We start from the raw sequence: 18,586 nt of genomic DNA on the forward strand, positions 1-18,586 counted from the left end.
CGGGGCAGACACGCCTTAGCCACGGCGGCCCCGCTGCACCAGGCGCAGCCCAGCGATACCGCCTACGACCAGGACGTATACCGCCAGCAACACCAGGCAGGCTCCCAGCGCACGATCCATATCGTTGGAGCTCAACCCGAGCTCGATGAGCAGCGGCAGGGTGCGGGTTCGGCCCGCAACGTTGCCGGCGAAGGTCAACGTCGCCCCGTACTCACCCAGCGAGCGGGCGAAGGCCAGGACCAAACCCACCGCGATCCCCGGCCACGCGATCGGCAGAATGACCAAGCGTAACGCCTCGGACCTGCTCGCCCCGTCGACGGCGGCGGCGTCCTGAACGGAATCCGGAACCGAACGCAGCGCCGTCACCGCGGTCGCGACGACGAAGGGCAGGGCGACGAAAACCTGCACCACGACGACCCCCAACGTCGTGTAGGCGACCGACCATCCCGCGCGCTCCAGCAGGGGCCCAAGCAGACCGGGACGTCCCCAGAAAAACACCAACGCCAGGCCGCTGACCACGGGGGAGAGCACCAGCGGGGCGTAGACCGCGAGCTGGATGAGCTGCGATAACCCCGGGCGGCGGTGCTGGAGGCGGGCGAGCCACAGCGCCAGGGGGACGCCGAAGACCCCGGAGAGCGCGGTGGCGACCGCGGCGGTGGATAGCGAGAGCCCCAGGGAGGTCAGCACCTCCGGGGCGGTGACGAGTTGCAGCGCCTTAGTCCACGGGATATTCAGCAGCAGCCCCAGCATCGGGCCCGCGATGAGCGCGAAGCCTGGGATAGCGAGCGCGAGCGTCCAGAGAGGGAAGGCGCGTGCGCTCACTTTTCGATCTCTCCCATTTCGATCTCCCCAGGGCCGAAGCCGTGCTCGGCGAGGATACGCTGGGCGGTCGGGGTGGCGAGCCAGCGGACGAACTCGGCGGCGGGCGTGGTGGTGGCACGGTTATCGGCCCCTGCATCCGTGCTGGCAGCGGGGTACTTATTCGGCGCGACGTGTGCGATCGGCAGGGTGGTGATCTTGGTGCCCTGGCGCTGGATGGCGGCGGCGTCGGAGGCGTAAATGAAGCCCGCGTCCACCTGGCCGGTGGCGACCTTGGTCGCGACGTCTGAGACGTTGGCCTCCTCGGAGGGGTTCTGCAGCGTGATCGTGGTGTCGGCCTTGTTAAGCGCCTCGTGGGCGAGCGTGCCGCACGGGACCTCCGGGGCGCAGATGGCGACGCGCGCGCCCTTGCTCAGGTCCTCCAGAGACGTGATTGGAGTTGTGGGGTTTTCCGCGACGGCCAGGACCAGCTGGTTGGTGGCGACGATGCGCGGCTCCCCGCGGTCCGTGACGTTGCTGAACTCCGGCAGCTGGAGGGCCTTGTCCATGTTCTTCTCGTCAGCGGAGATGAACGCATCCGCGGGGGAGCCCTGCTCGATCTGGCGGACGAGGGCGGAGGAGCCGGCGAAGTTCCATTCGATCTGCTGGCCGTCGTGCTCGGCGGCGTAGAGCTCCAGCAGGTCGTCGCCGGCAACGCTGAGGGAGGCGGCCGCGAAGACGCGCAGGGGCGCGTTCGAAGTGTCCTCCGAGGAGCAAGCGGCGAGCGCGAGCATCCCCGCGAGTGCAGCGGCGAGCGCGGCCACGAAGCGCGACGTGCGGCGCGTGGTGCGATGCGGCGCGCGGCGGGTGGCACCGCGTGCGAGGCCGCGACCGGTGGCGCGGCGTGCCGAGCGGATCATCATGGGTCTGATCCTAGGCGAGCGCCTCGGTGGGAGCGCGCTAAGCGCATCAGAACCACGTGCGCGGGCGGATCATATTCGCCATATCCACCAGCCGGAAGCGGTGCAGATCGAATTGCGCCTGTCGCGCCAGCATCCGCAGCCCCTGCTCCAGTCCCCGCCGCAGCCCACGCTCCGTGAAGGGCACGTCGAAGAGCGGGCTTTCGCTGCTCACGTCGTTGCCCTTCTTCTTGTTCAGATAAATCCAGTTCAGCCCAGCCAGCATCACCGCCAGACGCACCTGCTGCATCCGGGGCTCGTTCGTCGGCATGATCTCCAACCGCCGCGCGGCACGCCGGATCCGGGACTCCGAGAGCCTACTCCGGTCGCTGATCAGCATGAGAATGCTGGTCAGCCGCGCCAGCCGGTGGTGCCGCGAAGCCACCGGCACCCGGTCCAGCACGCCCACCGCGGCATCCACCAGGCCTTCCGCGACGAGCTGCCGCGCAAGCCCGAAGGCAGAGGACACGGTCGTGGGGTTCGTCGCCCAGACCAGCCCGTACAACCGCATCGTCTGCATCCGCAGTGTGGCGGGCTCCTGCGACAAGTGCCGCGCCGGCGGCACCTTCACATCCTCGGTGACCGGCGTGCGGTAGGCGTAGGACAGCATCGCGCCGAGCTGGGCGGTCTCGTCGTCCAGCAGCTTGGTGGTATTGACCCCCTGCTGCTGCATGAGCAGCTCGTTCGTCGCCGCGAGCGCCAGCTTCGGCGCCGGCTCGCCGGGCAGCAGATGCAACACCTCGTTGAAGTGGTACTGCGCGGTGACGAAATCACTGCGCAGAAGTGCTGCGACACCGGAGAGCCACCGGAAGCGCCAGTCGCCGCCCAACCAGTCCTGCACCTCGTCGAGCTTGTCCTGCGCCTCCTGGGCCTGCCCCATGTCGAGCCGCGCCCGCACCATCGTCAGCGGGATCTCCACGGAGCTGGACATCTGCGGCTGCTTGGCCGCGGACTCCAGCGTGTCCAGCACTTCCCCGGGCTCCGTGTACCGCGCGGCCGAGAGCAGCGACGCGCCGGGGTCGGCTGGGTCGGTCAACGGCAGCGGGAGTGCCGCGATGACCTCCGAGGCAGCGATCTGCACGGACCGCGGGATGCCGTCGATGAGCTGGTCGGTGCGGAAGAGCATGTGCTTCGTGCCATAGGTGGATCGCTGCGCGGTGAAGCGGGTGTCCAGGTGTGCGTGCTGCACCCGATCTCGGATCGCCAGCACCTCGCGCAGCACGCCGACCATCTGGTTTGCGAGCGTGACCGCGGAGCTGAAGCGCTTATTCGGATCCGGGTCGGTGGCCCGCAGAATCAGCCGATAGAGGGACATATACCGCTGGAACAGCGGTTCCTCCTCCGGCGTGGGCAGCTCGGCGTCGTAGGCGCCATCGGTGATGGGCAGGTTCACGACCAGCGAGGCCAACGTCCGCCCCACGGTGTAAATATCGCTGGCCACGGTCGGCCCGGTGCTGGCGATCTCGGGTGCCTGGAAGCCTTTGGTGCCGAAGATGTGCCCGTACGCCCCGATGCCGCTGACCGCGCCGAGGTCGATGAGCTTGACCTGGTCTTCGGTGATGATGATGTTGTCGGGCTTGAGGTCGTTGTAGACCACCCCGCGGGAGTGCAGGTAGTCCAGGGCGGGCAGGACCTCCAGCATGTAGCCGATGGCGATGTCCACCGGCAGCGTGTTGTTGGGGGATTCGCGGCGCCGTTCGCGCAGGGAGGGCCCGCCCACGAACTCCATGACGATGAATCCGCCGGGGGAGCGGGGGTCGTCAATGAAGTTGAAAATCTTCACGATGCCGGGGTGGGTGATGTCCGCGAGGAAGGCGCGTTCGGAGTCGGCGACGGCCCGTTCGTGCTCGTTCTCGGTCGCCATCAGGCCCTTGAGGACGACGTAGCGGTTCGCGACGTTGTGGTCGGTCGCGATGTAGATCCATCCCAGGCCACCGTGGGCGATGGGGCCCAGGATTTCGTATTGTCCTGCGACGAGGTCCCCGGCCTTCAAGGTGGGCGGGTCGATGCCCTTGGCGATCGCATCGCTGGGGTCAATGATCGCTTCTTCGGGGACGGTGGGTGTGATGAACGGCAGGTGGACCATGCCGTCGGCGACGTTCTTGCCCTCGCGCGCCGCGCCACGCAGTTCGCGGAAGGTGGAGAGCGCCTCCCGGCGGGAGCGCTCCCCGGAGTCGACTTTGACGGGGTCGGTGGTCGCCCCGCTGGTGCTGCCGCCGACCTCGGTGGCGGAGGTGGGGACGTCAGCCTTGTTGCGCCCTTGGGCGGTGCTGCCGGGTTCGATGAGGTCGGAGAGGTCGCCGAGGTCCGCGAGGTCGAATTCTTCCTCGTCATCGTCGTCAGCGAAGGGGTCGAAGACGACGGCCTCGGTGCCGTTCTCGCCGTCGTCCTCGTCCTTCCTCGCGACTCCGGGTTCGGTCGCCGGGCCGGTGGTCACGTCCGGTTCGGGGTGCTCCGCGGTGCCACCGGTGACGACGTCTGGCCCGGTCGCTGCGTCCGGCCCAGTTGCAGCCTCCGGTTCGGTGCGGTCCACTGCCTCAGTTGGTGGTCCAGCATCCGGTTCTGGGGTGCGGCCCTGCTCCTGGATGTTCTGCTCCGCTGCGTCCTTTTCGCTCATCTTCTACTCGCCTCCCTTCGCTTCCTCGATGCCGGGAATCTGCTCCCTGTTGTATTCTTCGCGTTCCTTGGTCAGCGCGGCGGATTCCGCTGGCGTGCGGTAGTGGGCGGGCAACTCCCTCGCTGGCCCCAGGTACTCCTCGAGCCAGTTCTTATACATCCGGTCCAGCTCGCCGGTATCCCGCAGCCGCTCGAGCGTGCGGTTGACCTGCCGGGTGAGCCCCTCGCTCTGCCAGCTCACGTGCTCGTCGTCCTCGTCGAGGGACTCCGCGCCGGGCCCCACGACCTTGCCGGGCGGGGCCATGGCCACGCCGTAGTAGCCCTCGCCCAGGGATGCTCCGATGAGGTGGGTGTCCGGGTCCTGGGCGGCGAGCCCGGAGAGGATCGCGTCGTCGGAGTAGATGGCGTCCACGTTCCCCTGCTGCATGGCCATGAGGCAGTCGGTCCACGTGCGGGTCTGCAGGATGCGCTTGGGGTGGAGGAGATGTGCCACCACACCGGGCGGGAAGTCCTGAGAGGCGCAGACGGTTTTATTCTTGAGGTCGGCGATGGACTCGATGCCGGAGCCCTTGAGCGTCAGCAGGCGTTCCTCGATGTGGAGGTAGGGGATGGAAAACTCCAGTGACTTCTGGCGTTCCCGCGTGGTGGTCATGGTGCGCAGCACGAGGTCCACGTCGCCGGTGCGGAGGGCGTCCTCGCGGTGGCGGGATTCCACGTAGCGGAACTCCACCTTGTTGGGGTCGCCGAAGATATCGCGGGCAATCTCGCGGGCGAGGTCGACTTCGAAGCCGATGAGGTCGGAGCTCTCCGGGTCCCGGTATCCGAGCCGGTAGAGGGACTGGGCAACACCCACGATGAGGCGGCCGCGTTTGGAGATATTCGGTACATTCTCCTTCACGCTGGCTGCGGTGGGGGCCAGGGAGCCGAGGGGTTCCGCGGGTTCGGTGTGGACGGGCTCGAGGTCTGCGGTGTCGTAGATACGCGCCTGGGCGGGCAGGTCGGCGTCGGGCTCGCGGGCCACGATCGGCCAGGACGGGCTGGTCGGCGTGGTGGCACAGCCGGTGAGCAGGGTCGCGGCGCCGAGGAGCGCAGCGGTGCCCCGGAGCAGGTGGGAGCGACCTGCGCGGGTGGTGCGGCGGTTGGCGTCGATCATCACAGGTACTCCCTCACCCTCGGCCTGGTACCGACCAGCGTGGCGATTGCGGCGACGGCGGTCATGATGGCGACGATCGTCGCGGTGCGTTGCGCTGCCGACTGTCCTGCGGTGAGCACGTCGCGCAGCTGCTCGCGGGACTCGCTGATCAGCTCCTGGAGCTCTTCGTCGAAGAGTGTGTAGCTGGTGCGTAGGTCGAGTCGGACGTCCTTGGGGGAGCGATTGGAGTTCGCGACGACGGCCTGCTGGTCGTCGTCGGAGGGGGAGCCCAGGGCGGCGGCGGAGGCAGCCTTGAAGTTGCCGTGCTGCAGTTCGTAGACCATGTCGGCGTGGGCGGCGTCCCATTTCTGGAGGTGCTCGCGGGCCAGGACGATGCGGTGTGGGGAGACCACGGAGTCGCGGATGGATTCGAGCTCGTTGTCGATCCGGGCGATCGTCGCGGAGAACTTCTCTTGGTTGTCGTCGCCGTAGCTGCGCTGCACCAGCCCCAGGGCTTCGCCGGTGCGGGCCTGCTGGGCGGCGATGCGCTGCTGGGTGAGCGTTTCGAGCGGCCCCATGGAGGACTGGATCCAGTTGGTGCCGGCTTTCCAGGTCCAGCCCGCGCTGATGGACGCCACGAGTAGGGCGATGACCATGAGCATCGTGGCGGTCAGGTAGCCGATGTTGAATACGCGGTTGGTGTTGGCCGAGAGCCACAGCTGCGCGATGGTCAGCAGGACGACGGCGGCGATGAGTCCGGAAAGCGGGAACCACATCGGCGAGATCACGTTGCGCTGCTGCTCGCTGACCTGCTTGGAGGTGATGGTGTAGAGCTCCTCGGCGGCGGGCAGCATCGTCTGCTGCATCAGGTGGGAGGCCTGCGTCAGGTAGGACGCTCCGACGGGGTTGCGGAAGCGGTCGTTCGCGCTCGCTTCGGAGACGAGCTCGACGTAGCGGGGCAGGTTCGTCTGCAGCTGGAGGACGAGCTCCATCTCGCGGGAGCCGACATTGTCGATGCCGGCGGAGGCCTTGATGATCTCTTGGCTGGCGTTGGCGATGTGTCGGTCGTAGCTCTGCGACTGGGCGGAGTTTTGCTCTTTGGTTTCGAGGAACTCCGTGGTGGCGGCGGAGTCCGCGACGGAGAGGGAATTGAAGAGTTCCTGGGCCGCGTTGGAGAGCGGTTCGGTGCGGCTCACCAGGGTGTTGAGGTCGTCTTGCCGCCAGGTGGAGCTCAGCGCCATCGCGCCACCGGCGGCGAGGATCGCGGCGACGAGTAGGAAGGAGATGATCGTCAGGATCCCGGGCGTGGTGGAGATGAAGTTGAGGAAGCGCTTGGGCAGCGCCATGGCTGGGGCAATGAGGCCGCGGACCGTGCGACTGCCCGCAGGCGAGTCGTCACGATCCATCCACCGATCGGCATCGGCATAGAGCGGCGCAGACATGGCCTGATTATAACGCAGGGCACAATTCACTATTGCCACTCCCGTCACAAACGGTGCGCGGGGTTCTGCGGGCTAGTCAAGCCGCACTGTGTGGGGACTCTGCAGGGGGGGACTGTGGGGGATGGAGGGGGTATGCAGCGGAAAGGCAGGCCGCTGATCTGTCGGGATGTCTGCTTGCTATGGCACACTGGTGCCCATGATCAAAGTGAACTCGCTGTCCAAGGCATACGGTGGCACCACCGTTGTCGACAACTTGGATTTTGAGGTCAAACCCGGGATTGTCACCGGGTTCCTCGGTCCCAACGGCGCCGGAAAGTCGACGACGATGCGAATGATCGTCGGGCTGGACACGCCGACCAGCGGGTCCGCCCTGATCGACGGTAAGCGTTACGCGGACTTCGACCGCCCCCTGACCAAGGTAGGCACCCTCCTGGATGCGAAGTGGGTTCACCCCAACCGCTCCGCCGTCAACCACTTGCGCTGGATCGCCGCGGCGAATGGTTTTTCCCGCAAGCGGGTGGACGAGGTGCTGGACATCGTTGGCCTGTCCAACGTCGCCGGTCGCAAGGCAGGCAAGTTCTCCCTCGGTATGGGGCAGCGCCTGGGGCTCGCCGCCGCACTCCTGGGCGACCCGGAGGTCCTGATCCTGGACGAGCCGGTCAACGGCCTCGACCCGGAGGGCATTCGTTGGGTGCGTGACTTCGTCCGCCAGCTCGCTCGCGAGGGACGCACGGTGCTGATCAGTTCCCACCTGCTCTCCGAGATGGCGCAGACCGCCGACCACCTGGTCGTGATCGGTAAGGGCAAGCTGGTAGCGGATCAGTCCGTCCACGACTTCATCAAGAGCTCCTCCCAGACCACCACGATCGTGCGTTCCGAGCACCTGGCCGAGATGGAAAACGCGCTGCGTGAGGAGGCCGTGAACTTCGAGAAGAGTAAGGACGCCGAGGGGCGCGACATTCTCGTCGTCCCGGATCACGACACCGACTGGGTGGGCGGCCTGGCCTACACCTACGGGCTGCGCCTGAACGAGCTGAGCCAGAAGTCCGCCTCCCTGGAGGAGGCTTTCATGCAGCAGACCGGGCATTCCGTCGAGTACCAGGCCAAGGCCGGGCTGGGCGCCCCGGGGATTCCGGCCACCCCATCCACCGCCGAGCTGGGTGTTCCGGTCGACGGTGCAGACAACCGCATCGAGAAGGGGGAGTAAAGAACCCATGAACCTGATTAAGTCTGAATGGCTCAAGCTCTCCACGACCAAGGCGGTGTGGTGGACCTCCGGGCTGATCCTCTTCTTTTCTATTGCCTTCGCTGCGCTGAACGGTGTCGGCGCAGGCCTGATCTACCAAACGGCGACCGAGAGCGATGGCCCGGCTGATGTCGCCGGGGTCGTCGACGCGAAGAACGCCCTGGACGCAACGGGTGCGCTGGGCGGCATGCTCGTCTTCGGCATGATGATCATCATCATCCAGGCTGTGCTCAACGTGACCAACGAGTACGCCAATGGCACCGCGAAAAACACGCTGCTCGCCACGCCGAAGCGCCTCCCGGTGCCTTTTGCGAAGGTCCTGGTCTATGGCGTGCTCGCCATGGTGTTGACCTTCGTCAGCGCGGTGCTGTCCGTGTGGACCAGCAAGTTCGCCGCCTCCCGCATCATCACCGATAATGACACGATCCTGGAGTCCGCCGGCTTCGGGGCAGACGACCTGTGGACCGCGATCGGTCGCCTGGTGCTGTACGCACTGCTCTCCGTCGTGATTTCCACGGGCGTGGGCTACCTGCTCCGCTCGACGGCGGCTAGCATCGCGGCCCTGCTGCTGTGGAAGCTTGTTGTCGAAGGTGCCGTCGTGCCACTGGTCCCGAAGATTCGCGACTGGCTGCCGCCGTACATGCCCTTCAACAACATCGACATGGCGACGATGATGATGGACACCCCGGACGCCCCGTGGGGCCAGGTCGGGTCCATCCTTTACTTCGCGGCCTTCTGTGTGATCTTCTTCCTCGCCGGCCTGATCGCCCTGAAGAAGCGCGACGCTTAAAGTCCCCGCTAGTTCTTGGTACGCCTAGCGCCGCGGTGCCCGTGAGCACCGCGGCGCTAGGTTGGAGTAAAAAATAAAAAATGGATTCGAAGAAGCAGCAGCTCGGTGTGCTGACGTTGGCGGGCTTCGCGCTGCTTTCTGCGGGCGGGCCGCTGGGGACGGACATGTACCTGCCCGCCCTACCGCTGATCGGTCGGGACCTGGGGGCGAGCCCCGCCGTGGTGCAGCTCTCCATTACCGCCTACATGGTGGGTATGGCCCTGGGGCAGCTGCTGATTGGGCCACTCTCGGACGGCCGGGGCCGCCGTGGGCTGTTGTGCTTCGGGATGGTGCTGGGACTGATTGCCTCCGTGGTGTGCGCGACCGCCCCCACGGCGGCGGTGTTGATTGCCGCTCGCTTTTTCCAGGGCGTTGCCGGCGGCACGGGCGTGGTGCTGACTCGCGCAATGATCGCCGATAAGCTGCGCGGCTCGGCCGCCGCCCAGGCGCTTTCGGTCATGATGCTTATCATCGGCGTGGCCCCGATCCTTGCGCCGCTGCTGGGCGGGGTCATCAACGAGGCCGCGGGCTGGCGGGCGATCTTCTTCACCCTGGCGCTGATCGCCCTGGCCCAGATTCTCGTGGCCTGGCGCCAGCCGGAAACGCTGCCGGTGGAGCGGCGCCATGGTGGTGGGCCGGTGCGGATGTACCGGAACATGCTGGGGCTATTCCGCCGCCCGGCGTTCGTGGGCTATGCGATGGCTTTCGCGTTTGGCTTCGGCACGATGTTCGCCTTCATCTCCGGTTCCTCCTACGTCTACCAGGAGGTCTTCGGGCTGAGCTCGGTGGGCTTCTCCGCGATGTTCGCACTCAATGCGGTCGCGTTGCTGAGCGCGAACTCTTTGAATATCCGTCTGGTGGGGCGCATCGGGGCGCGGCGCCTGCAGCGCGTGGCGGTGTGCTTGATCGCCGTCGGGGCGGTGGCGGTGCTGCTGTGCGCCCTCGTCCTTCCCAGGGACGTCGACGCCGCGATGTACGCCCTGGCGGCTGCGGTTTTCGTCGCCACCTTCGGGGTGGGGCTGAACATGTCTAACTCCACCGCGCTGGCCCAGGGCTTGGCGGCGGATCGCGCGGGCGCTGGCTCGGCGGTCCTGGGTGCGGGGCAGTTCGTGGTGGCCGGGGTGATGAGCCCGCTGGTGGGCCTGGGCTTCGACCGGATGCTGGCCCTGGGGCTGTGCATGATCGCCTCGGTGGCGGTGGCTATCGCGGGCACGCTGCTGGCCGCGAAGTTCGCCCCGAACGCGGAGTAGCGCCACAGCCGTCATGACGCAGCCGTCATGTCACAGCACTAACGCCAGGGCAGTAACGACAGGGCCCGGCCCCGGGGTGGCTCTTCGGTGGCTCCGGGGTGGCCCTTAAGTGGCTCCCGGGCAGCTCCAGCGGCTAGATCACGCGTTCGCGCTCGCGCTGGAGGTTATCGATGATCGCCTCCGCAGCATCGGAGAGCCCACGCAGGGCGGGGACACCGTCGCGCAGCTTGCGGACATCGGAGCGCTCCATCCGGGAGGTGGCCTGGGCGATGAACATCGCCCACTCGTCGGTGATGGTGTTCATGATGTCCACCCCCTTGTCGGTGAGGTAGAGGTCCTGGGCACGGCGGTCGTAGTCATTGGCCTGCCGGTCCACGAGGCCGTCGTTAATGAGGCGGCGGACGGTGGCGGAGACGTTGGAGGCGCGGAGGAAGCGCAGCCGGGCGATCTCGGAGACACCGCAACCCGGGTGCTGGGAGATGAACTGCAGCACCTCGATCTCGGACTGGGAGATCTTCATGTCCGCGCTGGGGCGACTCATCAGGCGGCGCGTGGCGGAGAGGAAGTCGAAGACACTGGACGCGATTTCGGCGACGTCGACGTCCGGGAGGACTTCCTTCGCCTTGTGCCCGCTGACGTTGGGCTTGGGGCGCTGGGGGGAGGTCGCTGTGCTGCTCATTACTGTTCCTCGCTCTTTGTCCTTGGATAGCTACATGCGTCAGGGGCAATTCGGTGGGCCGACATTTTCTTTATGTAGCTAGCCAGTGTAGGCGCGGGCGAGGCTTTTCCGTGGCATTTTGCGGGAGAAAAGTAATTGCCCTGGGCTGGGCTACTGCAGCGCGCTGGTCAGGCGGAAGACATTATCGAGGTACTGCTTGTACCACGGGCGGTTCTTCCACTCCTTCGGGTCGAGGCGGAGGGAGGCTTCGCGGTAGGCGTCGATGATCTCCTGGAGGCTGTCCATGACCGCGCCCTCGAAGGTCATGAGGGTGATCTCGTAGTTCAGCCCGAAGGAGCGCATGTCCATGTTGGAGCTGCCCATGACGGCCACCTCGCCGTCGGCGATGGCGCACTTGGTGTGCAGCACGGCGGGCGCGGGGTACTGGTAGATCTCCACGCCGGATTCCATGAGTTCCTCGTAGTAGGAGGCCTGCGCGTGCCCGACCATCATCTGGTCGGATTCCTCGGAGACATACAGCGATACCTTCACCCCGCGGTAGGCTGCGGTGGTGACGGCCTCCAGGAGGGACTCGTCGGGGATGAAGTAGGGGCTGACGATCTGCAGGCTTTCCTTGGCGTGGTGCGCCATCGAGACGAAGAGCCGCAGGTTCGGCTCGGTGGTGAAGCCCGGCCCGGAGGGGACGAGCTGCATGAGCTCGGCGCCGGTGTCCTTCTTGGCGGTGGCGAGCTGCTCCGCGTGGACGGAGGGGTCGATGAGGTCCAGCGTTTCCCCGGATTCGGAATACCAATCCACGGCGAACACGGAGTTGATGATCGACACGATCGGCCCGGTGAACTCGCCCATGATGTCCACCCACTGCCGGCCCAGCTTGAGGTTGCCGGAGTTGAGGTAGCTGGCGTCGATCATGTTCTGGGAGCCCATGAAGGCGCGCTCCCCGTCGGTGATGACGAGCTTGCGGTGATTGCGCAGGTCGGGCCGACGGAACTTCCAGCGCCAGGGCTTCAGTGGCAGCATGGCGTACCACTCGATGCCTAGCCGGTCGAGCTTGCGACCGAGCAGGTGGGATTCCGGGTACTTCATGGAGCCCACGTGGTCGTACATGAGGCGTACTTTCACGCCCCGGTCGGCGGCCCGGGCCAGTGCCTGGAAGAAGGGGTCGGTGGTTTCGTCCCAGGCCATGATGTAGATCTCGACGTTGACGTAGTGCTGGGCCTCGTCAATGGCGTTAGCGATCTCGCGGATGGATTCCGCGTAGTCGGAGTACAGCTTCCGCAGGGTTCCGCCCACCGCTGGCATCGCGGTCAGTTCGCGGTTGAGCTGCACCATGGAGAGCTGCTCTTCGGTGACGTCCAGGCCTTCGGGGACGTCCGGCTCTCCGCTGGACATGTCGCGGATCAGCGTGTTGGCCTGAACCTGGATCTTGTGGCGGCGCCGGTTGACCACCGGCGAGCCGATCATGAGGAACAGCAGGATGCCGATGAAGGGGATGAGGAAGATCGCCAGCAGCCATGCCATGGCCGAGGAGGGGCGGCGCTTCTGCGGCACCCACCCCAGGGCCACGAACTTCAGGACGTAGTCCAGCCCGACGATGAGGAAGTGGTACCACTCCAGTTGGTCCACTACTCCCACCGCCATGTCGACGGGCTCTAGCCACCACATCTGCTTGTTCCTCTTGGCTGTTTAGACGGCGTAGTCGATGATGACGGGGGCGTGGTCGGACGCGCCCTTGCCCTTGCGCTCGTCTCGGTCCACGCGCCCGGCCTCGGGTTTGAGCCCGCGGGCGTACTGCAGGTCGATGCGGATGCCCTCGTTCTTCTGGAAGCGCATGGCCTGGTAGTCCCAGTAGGTGTACTGGTCGGCGATGAGCTCCGTGGCCTGGGTCAGGCCGGCGTCCTCCAGCGCGGTGAGCCGCTTGCGCTCATTCGGAGTGACGTGGGTTTTGCCCTCGAACCAGCTGCGGTCCCACACATCTTCGTCGCGGGGCGCGATGTTGAAGTCGCCGGTCAGCACCAACTTCTCCTCGGTGCTGTCCTCCCCGGTGGCGTTCGCGTGAGCTGCCAACGCGTCCAGCCAGGCCAGCTTGTAGCTGTAGTGCGGGTCGCGGATTTCCCGGCCGTTGGGCACGTACAGGCTCCACACCCGAACGCCGTTGCAGACCGCGCCGATGGCGCGGGCTTCCTGCTCCTGCGGCGCGTTGAGATCCTTATCGAAGCCGGGTTGGCCGAAGTCGGTCTGCACATCCTCCAGGCCCACCCGGGAGAGGATGGCGACCCCGTTGAAGGAGTGCAGGCCGTGGTGTGCCTGCTCGTAGCCGGTGTCGCTGAAGTCCGGGAACTGCTTATCCGTGCACTTGGTTTCCTGCAGGCAGAGCACGTCCACGTCGGAGCGTTCCAGGAAGGCTCGGACCCGGTCTTCGCGGGTGCGGACGGAGTTGATGTTCCACGTGGCGATGCGCATAGATGACAGCCTACTGAAGCCTGCGGACACGCCCTGCACGGCGGGGCAGTCTGTTCGCTCTGCGGCGACTGCCTGCCCAGCGCGCCCGGTTTTAGTCCAGCTGCAGGCTGCGGTGCCGGTGGTGCTCGGAGAAACCCAGGTCGTGGTACAGCCCCCGCCCGGCGGTGTTGGTCTCGATGACCTCCAGGTAGGCCTCCGTGGCGCCGTGCTGCGCGCCCCAGTGCAGCAGCACGTGCCCCAGGTGGGTGGCCAACCCGTGGCGTCGGTACTCCGGCAGAACCTCCACCGCGGAATAACCCAGGAAGGAGCGCCCGGCCTCGGTGGTGGTGATCGTCGCGCGGGTGATCGCGGCGAGGGTCCCACCGATGCGGACCTGCGCGAAGCCCAGTGTCCCGTCGATGCGCGTGCGCAGCAGCTCCAGGGCGTGTTCGGGCAGTGGTTGGCCGCGGAAGTGGTAGCGGGAGAGCCACTCCTCGGTGGGCTGGTCCAGCACCTCGATCTCCAGGGTCTGGCCCGCGAAGTTGGGGTGCACCAGGCCCGCGTCGCCGGTGAGCGCTGGGGGCTCGCCGAGGTCTTCCAGCTCCCGGGTCATCACGAGGATCTCCGGCCCGCGCGTGCCCTCCAGGTTCTCCGCGGTCCGCCCGATCCGGTCCGGCACCATGAGCGCTGCGGGCAGCTCGTGTTGGGCATAGAAGGCCTTGATACCTTCCACCGGCACGGGCTGCAGCGCCGCATTGGGACCCAGCGGCACGGCGGTGTTGGAGCGCTCGGTGATCCCGTCGCCCGCGCGGCACAGCCAGCCCTCCACCCAGGAGTTCTCGATGCCGGGGAAGGCCTGCGCGATGGCTTCTTCCACCGCCCGGATGTCGCTGTTGCGCACCGGTTTGGTGCTCAAGGTTTTCAGGACGACGACGCTGCCCGCCGCGATCTCTACCGGTTCCTGTGCGGTTGTGCCGGGCTCCCGCTTCCGGGGTGCGGGGCGGACGACCAGCGGATCCACGCTGAGCAGTGTGCCGATGACGTCGCTGACTTCCGGCCGGCCGGATTCGGCGAGCCGGCCGGTCACCCGGCGCACCACGACCCTCACCCCCGGGCGCACGGAGACGGGATCAGTGCGGCGGGAGAGCGGGAAGCCCAGGCCGGGGACGCGGCGGGCACCGGCGGCCGCGGCGACGAGATCGGTATCCACCTCGTGGGGCGCGGTGGCCTTGCCTGCGGTAGTACCCGTCCCTGGTTGCTGTGCGGAGTGATCCTTCATAGGGCGGCTAGCTAATCCTGCGTTTCGGCCGAACCGACGTCGTCGTGCCCGAAGGGATCCTTATCGACCCCGGGCAGCCAGGTCCGGTTGCCCTCGACGTTCCAACCCTCGGCCTTGAAGGTCTTCTTCGCGGCGCGCTTGTTCCGGCCGATGAGGGTGTCGGTGTAGAGGAAGCCATCCAGGTGGCCGACCTCGTGCTGCAGGCAGCGGGCGAAGAAGCCGTAGCCCTCGACGGTCACCGGCTCACCGTTCTCGTCGATGCCGGTCACGCGTGCCCAGTCGGCCCGCCCGGTGGGGAAGGAGTAGCCGGGGACGGAGAGGCAGCCTTCCTCATCCTCGTACTCATCGGGCATGGTTTCCGGGATCTCGCTGGTTTCCAGCACCGGGTTGATGACGGTGCCGCGGCGCATCGGGCCACCCTGGGCAGCGATTTCTTCCTCGGTGCGCTGCTCGCCGTTGGGGCCGTCGATGTCCGGGCAGTGGTAGACGAAGAGCCGCTTAGGCACCCCCACCTGGTTGCCTGCCAGGCCAACGCCGTGGGCGCGGTCCATGGTTTCGTGCATGTCCGCGATGAACTTCTTGAATTCCTCGGTGGGGACGCCGTTGGCGTCGAGGTCTGGTTCCCCGACCTTGTTGGTGGGGTTGTGCAGGACGGGATCGCCAGCGATGACGATGGGCAGAACAGTCATGGCGACCATTTTAGGGTGCGTGGCGTTCAAGGGCCGAAGTGCACTAGCTTTATGAGCATGCCAGCCTCCGTGAATCCCGAAAACTCTGCTCTGAGTGAGCGGGAGCGCGCCATGCTGGAGTTCGAGCGGCAATGGTGGCGGCACCCGGGGGCGAAGGGGGAGGCGATCCAGGATCGCTTCGGGGTGAAGCCGGTGCGCTATTTCCAGCAGCTGAATCGGTTGATTGAGAAGCCGGAGGCCTTGGACTTCGATCCGGTGCTGGTGCGCACCCTGCTGCGCCGCCGGGAGGAGTGAGTGCTGGTTCGGTGCGGCCCGTGGCTGCGGTGGCGGGACTGACGTATCGGCACGGCGGGGCAGGGGAGTGAGGCTCACGGAAAGCGCGGGCTTCTCGGCGCGCCGCTGCCGTGGCGGGTGTGACTGTAGTTAAGATTTGTGTCGTGACTGATTCGAATCGACCACGCCATTCCCTCGACGAGAACTTCGACGACGACCGCCCCCTCAACCTGGAGCCGCAGCACGGCGCCCACGAGGACCCGATCGACGCCGAGTTCGAGGACGCGGAATACTCCGACTACGACGCCGACGGCTACGACGATGGCTACGAAGGTAGCTACGACGATGGCTACGGCGAGCATGAGGACTATGCCGCTGGCTACGCGGGTTACCACGACGGTGACTACGCAGAGTACGACGACGAGTACGCAGAGTACGAGGATGAGTACGGCGACAGCGAATACGAGGATTATGACGACGAGTCTGCCGCCGCGGCCCAGCGTCACCATGAGGCGGGCCGCCGCCGCATCGGCGGGGCCGCGGTCGCTGGCGCAGCCGGCGCCGGGGCAGCCGGTGCTGCTGGCGCGGGGTCTGCTGGTGCAACGGGCGCTGGCGCAGGCGCTGGTGAGGCCGGTGTCGCCGCAGGCGAGCCGGGCGGCCAGGTAGGTGCGGAAGCCCGCTCCGGCCAGGGGCTGCCGCTGCGCGGCCTGGCGATGGTGCTCATCGCCGTCGCCATCGCACTGATCGCCTGGGGTGCGGTCAGCTTCGTCAACGGCAACGACTCCGAGGACGGCAACGTCCAGGCCGGTCAGGGGGACGAGGACACCAGCAACCTGAGCCCTGCCGAGCAGGCCCGCCTGGCCAAGGAGAAGGAAAACGCCGAGCGTCAGGCTGCCCGCGACAAGGCCGCCGACGACGCAAAGGCTGAAGCGGAAAAGAAGGCGGAGGCCGAGAAGAGGGCCGCCGAGGATGCCGAGAACCAGGGGGCGCTGAGCGACAAGGACCGCGAGGCCACCCACGTCACCGTCCTGAACAACTCCCCGATCGAAGGCCTGGCCGGACGCACCGCCGACGGCCTGCGCGGCGAGAAGTGGGACGCGAAGTCGATCGGTAACCTGCCGGATTCCGCGTACGTCTTCCGCGAGTCCGTCGTGCTCTACCCGGCCGGGGACGCGAAGGCGAAGGCCGCCGCCGAGCAGATCGCCAAGGAGCACGGCCTCGAGACCCGCGAGCGCAACCGTGAGATCGACGATTCCCTCCGCGACGTCCAGCTTCTGGACGGCCCGCCACCGGGTGCGGTGATTGTTGTCACGGTGAATGACATGCCTCGCTAGGCGATCTGCAAGGATAGGGGGATAGAACGCGCCGGGGACCCGCGCCCCGGCTTCACGCGATAGCCGCGCCACGCAGCACGAGCCGAATGACTGCCGTGCTGTACCGAGCGAAGGGATGATTGGGCCGATGGACTTTCCCGGATCTGAACCCACCGTTGGACTCGAGTGGGAGGTCGCCCTCATCGACCCGGAGACCCTGGACCTGGTGCCACGGGCCGGGGAACTGCTCGACCTCATGGATAAGGTCTACCCGGGTCACCGCGTGACCCGCGAGTTCATGGCCAACACCGTGGAGATGGTCACCACCGTTCACGAGGATATCCCCGCCGCCGTGGAGGACCTGCGCGAGCAGCTGCTGCAGCTTCTGGACTGCGCCGATCGCATCGGCGTGCTGTTGTTCTCCGCGGGCACCCACCCGTTCACCAACTGGGGTGACCAGGAGATGAGCGACAAGGAAAGCTATCGGGAGATCATCGAGCGCACCCAGTACTGGGGGCGGCAGATGATCATCTGGGGCATCCACGTGCACGTGGGCGTGGGCTCGAAGGAGAAGGTCTGGCCGATCATCAACGCGGTGATGACTCACTACCCGCACGTGCTGGCGATGTCGGCTTCCTCCCCGGCGTGGGAGGGGCTGGACACCGGCTATGCCTCGAACCGCACCCTGCTGTATCAGCAGCTGCCGACCGCGGGCATTCCTTATCAATTCGCCTCCTGGGATGAGTGGGAGGAGTTCAACCGCGATCAGGATCGTTCCGGCGTGATTAACCACACCGGTTCTATGCATTTCGACGTCCGCCCGTCCAAGTACGGCACCATCGAGGTTCGCTTTGCGGATTCCACGATGGCGATCTGGGAGGTCGCGGCTATCAGCGCGTACCTGCACTGCCTGGTCGTGTACTTCGAGCGGATGTACGACGCGGGCGAGGAGCTGCCGAGCCTGCAGCAGTGGCACGTGGCGGAGAATAAGTGGCGCGCCGCGCGCTATGGCCTGAAAGCGCTGATCATCACCGATCGGGAGACCACGGAGCGGATGGTCACCGACGAGCTGCGCCGGTGGGTGGAGGAGCTCTCCCCGCTTGCCGAGGAGCTGGGCTGCAAGGCTGAGCTGCAGGATGTGCTGCGCCTGATCGAGACGGGCGGGGATTATGCCCGCCAGCGCGCGGCGGCCCGCGCGGCCGGTGCCGCGCTGGAGCCGGGGGTGCGCACCCGAGGGGATGCGGGTGCCGAGGAGGGCTTCACCCAGCCACGGGCGTGGCGCGCCGCGGTGGAGCTGACGGCCCGCACGCTGCGGGAGACCGCCCGGGACTAGAGCGCACTAATTCGCACAGCACAGCGCCCGCGGCTGCCACTGAGGGTTAAGTAGCAAAAAGTGTGTCTGATTTTCAGCCTATCCGCTGGTCAGACCGCATAAAACGGGCTTAAATAAGGTTCCAGACCTTATTCAGGCCCGTTTCTTGTCCAATCCACCGGAATGGCTCCTGCATGTGGTATCAGCGGCTTGGTTGTCTTTCTGGGTGACTCCAAACAGACCCCGATGCCCTATATGTACTGGGCACATGAAGAAAAACGGCACCACAACCAAAGGAACAACCAGATGGCGGTGCAAAAACCCTGACTG

At 66.5% G+C, this 18,586-nt stretch carries 17 protein-coding genes; 7 read left to right on the top strand and 10 right to left on the bottom strand.

What is annotated here, in order from left to right:
• Positions 1–15: 15 nt before the first annotated feature.
• From QP140_RS03860 to QP140_RS03880, 5 genes are read right to left on the bottom strand one after another with little or no spacing between them, the layout of a single operon-like run.
• Positions 16–822, bottom strand: coding sequence for an ABC transporter permease (locus QP140_RS03860; protein ID WP_284758278.1), 807 nt, complete (start codon positions 820–822; stop codon positions 16–18).
• Positions 819–1,721 carry a molybdate ABC transporter substrate-binding protein gene (gene modA, locus QP140_RS03865; protein WP_284758279.1) on the bottom strand — a complete coding sequence of 301 codons (903 nt, stop codon included), beginning with the start codon at positions 1,719–1,721 and terminating at the stop codon, positions 819–821. Before modA ends, QP140_RS03860 begins: the two co-directional genes overlap by 4 nt.
• Before the next feature lie 46 nt (positions 1,722–1,767).
• Complete coding sequence (locus QP140_RS03870; RefSeq protein WP_284758281.1) at positions 1,768–4,374, bottom strand: tetratricopeptide repeat protein; 2,607 nt, start codon at positions 4,372–4,374, stop codon at positions 1,768–1,770.
• Between the two features lie 3 nt (positions 4,375–4,377).
• A complete protein-coding gene (locus tag QP140_RS03875; protein ID WP_284758283.1) occupies positions 4,378–5,526 on the bottom strand; it encodes a transporter substrate-binding domain-containing protein in 1,149 nt (382 codons plus the stop codon).
• The gene (locus tag QP140_RS03880; RefSeq protein ID WP_262369057.1) at positions 5,526–6,947 is read right to left on the bottom strand and encodes a hypothetical protein; all 1,422 of its coding nucleotides are present in this window, start codon (positions 6,945–6,947) and stop codon (positions 5,526–5,528) included. The genes QP140_RS03875 and QP140_RS03880 overlap by 1 nt, the downstream gene beginning before the upstream one ends.
• Before the next feature lie 196 nt (positions 6,948–7,143).
• Between QP140_RS03880 and QP140_RS03885 the strand changes: the two genes are divergently transcribed.
• The 3 genes from QP140_RS03885 to QP140_RS03895 all read left to right on the top strand — a co-directional run bounded on the left by QP140_RS03885 (position 7,144) and on the right by QP140_RS03895 (position 10,272).
• A complete protein-coding gene (locus QP140_RS03885; RefSeq protein ID WP_070759498.1) occupies positions 7,144–8,154 on the top strand; it encodes an ABC transporter ATP-binding protein in 1,011 nt (336 codons plus the stop codon).
• A 7-nt stretch (positions 8,155–8,161) separates the two neighbouring features.
• Positions 8,162–8,983: an ABC transporter permease subunit gene (locus QP140_RS03890; protein ID WP_284758285.1), complete on the top strand. Its 822-nt coding sequence runs from the start codon at positions 8,162–8,164 to the stop codon at positions 8,981–8,983.
• An 80-nt stretch (positions 8,984–9,063) separates the two neighbouring features.
• A complete protein-coding gene (locus tag QP140_RS03895; RefSeq protein WP_284758287.1) occupies positions 9,064–10,272 on the top strand; it encodes a multidrug effflux MFS transporter in 1,209 nt (402 codons plus the stop codon).
• A 133-nt stretch (positions 10,273–10,405) separates the two neighbouring features.
• On the opposite strand, the gene QP140_RS03900 is transcribed toward QP140_RS03895, so the two are convergent.
• The 5 genes from QP140_RS03900 to QP140_RS03920 all read right to left on the bottom strand — a co-directional run bounded on the left by QP140_RS03900 (position 10,406) and on the right by QP140_RS03920 (position 15,358).
• A complete protein-coding gene (locus tag QP140_RS03900; RefSeq protein WP_070759504.1) occupies positions 10,406–10,951 on the bottom strand; it encodes a MarR family winged helix-turn-helix transcriptional regulator in 546 nt (181 codons plus the stop codon).
• 150 nt (positions 10,952–11,101) lie between these two features.
• Positions 11,102–12,613: a cardiolipin synthase gene (cls, locus tag QP140_RS03905; RefSeq protein WP_284758289.1), complete on the bottom strand. Its 1,512-nt coding sequence runs from the start codon at positions 12,611–12,613 to the stop codon at positions 11,102–11,104.
• A gap of 21 nt (positions 12,614–12,634) precedes the next feature.
• Positions 12,635–13,411: an exodeoxyribonuclease III gene (locus QP140_RS03910; RefSeq protein ID WP_284758290.1), complete on the bottom strand. Its 777-nt coding sequence runs from the start codon at positions 13,409–13,411 to the stop codon at positions 12,635–12,637.
• Between the two features lie 91 nt (positions 13,412–13,502).
• On the bottom strand, positions 13,503–14,669 hold the full coding sequence (locus QP140_RS03915) for an N-acetylglutamate synthase, CG3035 family (protein ID WP_284758291.1): 1,167 nt from the start codon (positions 14,667–14,669) through the stop codon (positions 13,503–13,505).
• A gap of 11 nt (positions 14,670–14,680) precedes the next feature.
• Positions 14,681–15,358: a peptide deformylase gene (locus QP140_RS03920; RefSeq protein WP_284758292.1), complete on the bottom strand. Its 678-nt coding sequence runs from the start codon at positions 15,356–15,358 to the stop codon at positions 14,681–14,683.
• A gap of 57 nt (positions 15,359–15,415) precedes the next feature.
• Between QP140_RS03920 and QP140_RS03925 the strand changes: the two genes are divergently transcribed.
• From QP140_RS03925 to QP140_RS10405, 4 genes are all read left to right on the top strand, one after another.
• Positions 15,416–15,652 (top strand): DUF3263 domain-containing protein, encoded by a 237-nt coding sequence (locus tag QP140_RS03925; protein WP_041628622.1) that lies wholly within the window; start codon positions 15,416–15,418, stop codon positions 15,650–15,652.
• A 143-nt stretch (positions 15,653–15,795) separates the two neighbouring features.
• Positions 15,796–16,965: a LytR C-terminal domain-containing protein gene (locus QP140_RS03930; protein ID WP_284758294.1), complete on the top strand. Its 1,170-nt coding sequence runs from the start codon at positions 15,796–15,798 to the stop codon at positions 16,963–16,965.
• Between the two features lie 127 nt (positions 16,966–17,092).
• Complete coding sequence (locus tag QP140_RS03935; protein ID WP_284758296.1) at positions 17,093–18,277, top strand: glutamate--cysteine ligase; 1,185 nt, start codon at positions 17,093–17,095, stop codon at positions 18,275–18,277.
• A gap of 205 nt (positions 18,278–18,482) precedes the next feature.
• Positions 18,483–18,586: transposase-like zinc-binding domain-containing protein (locus tag QP140_RS10405; RefSeq protein ID WP_442874997.1), on the top strand; the 104-nt coding region annotated here is incomplete at its 3' end.

The sequence above is a fragment of the Corynebacterium sp. UMB9976 genome (assembly GCF_030212265.1).
In the GTDB taxonomy this organism is placed as follows: domain Bacteria; phylum Actinomycetota; class Actinomycetes; order Mycobacteriales; family Mycobacteriaceae; genus Corynebacterium.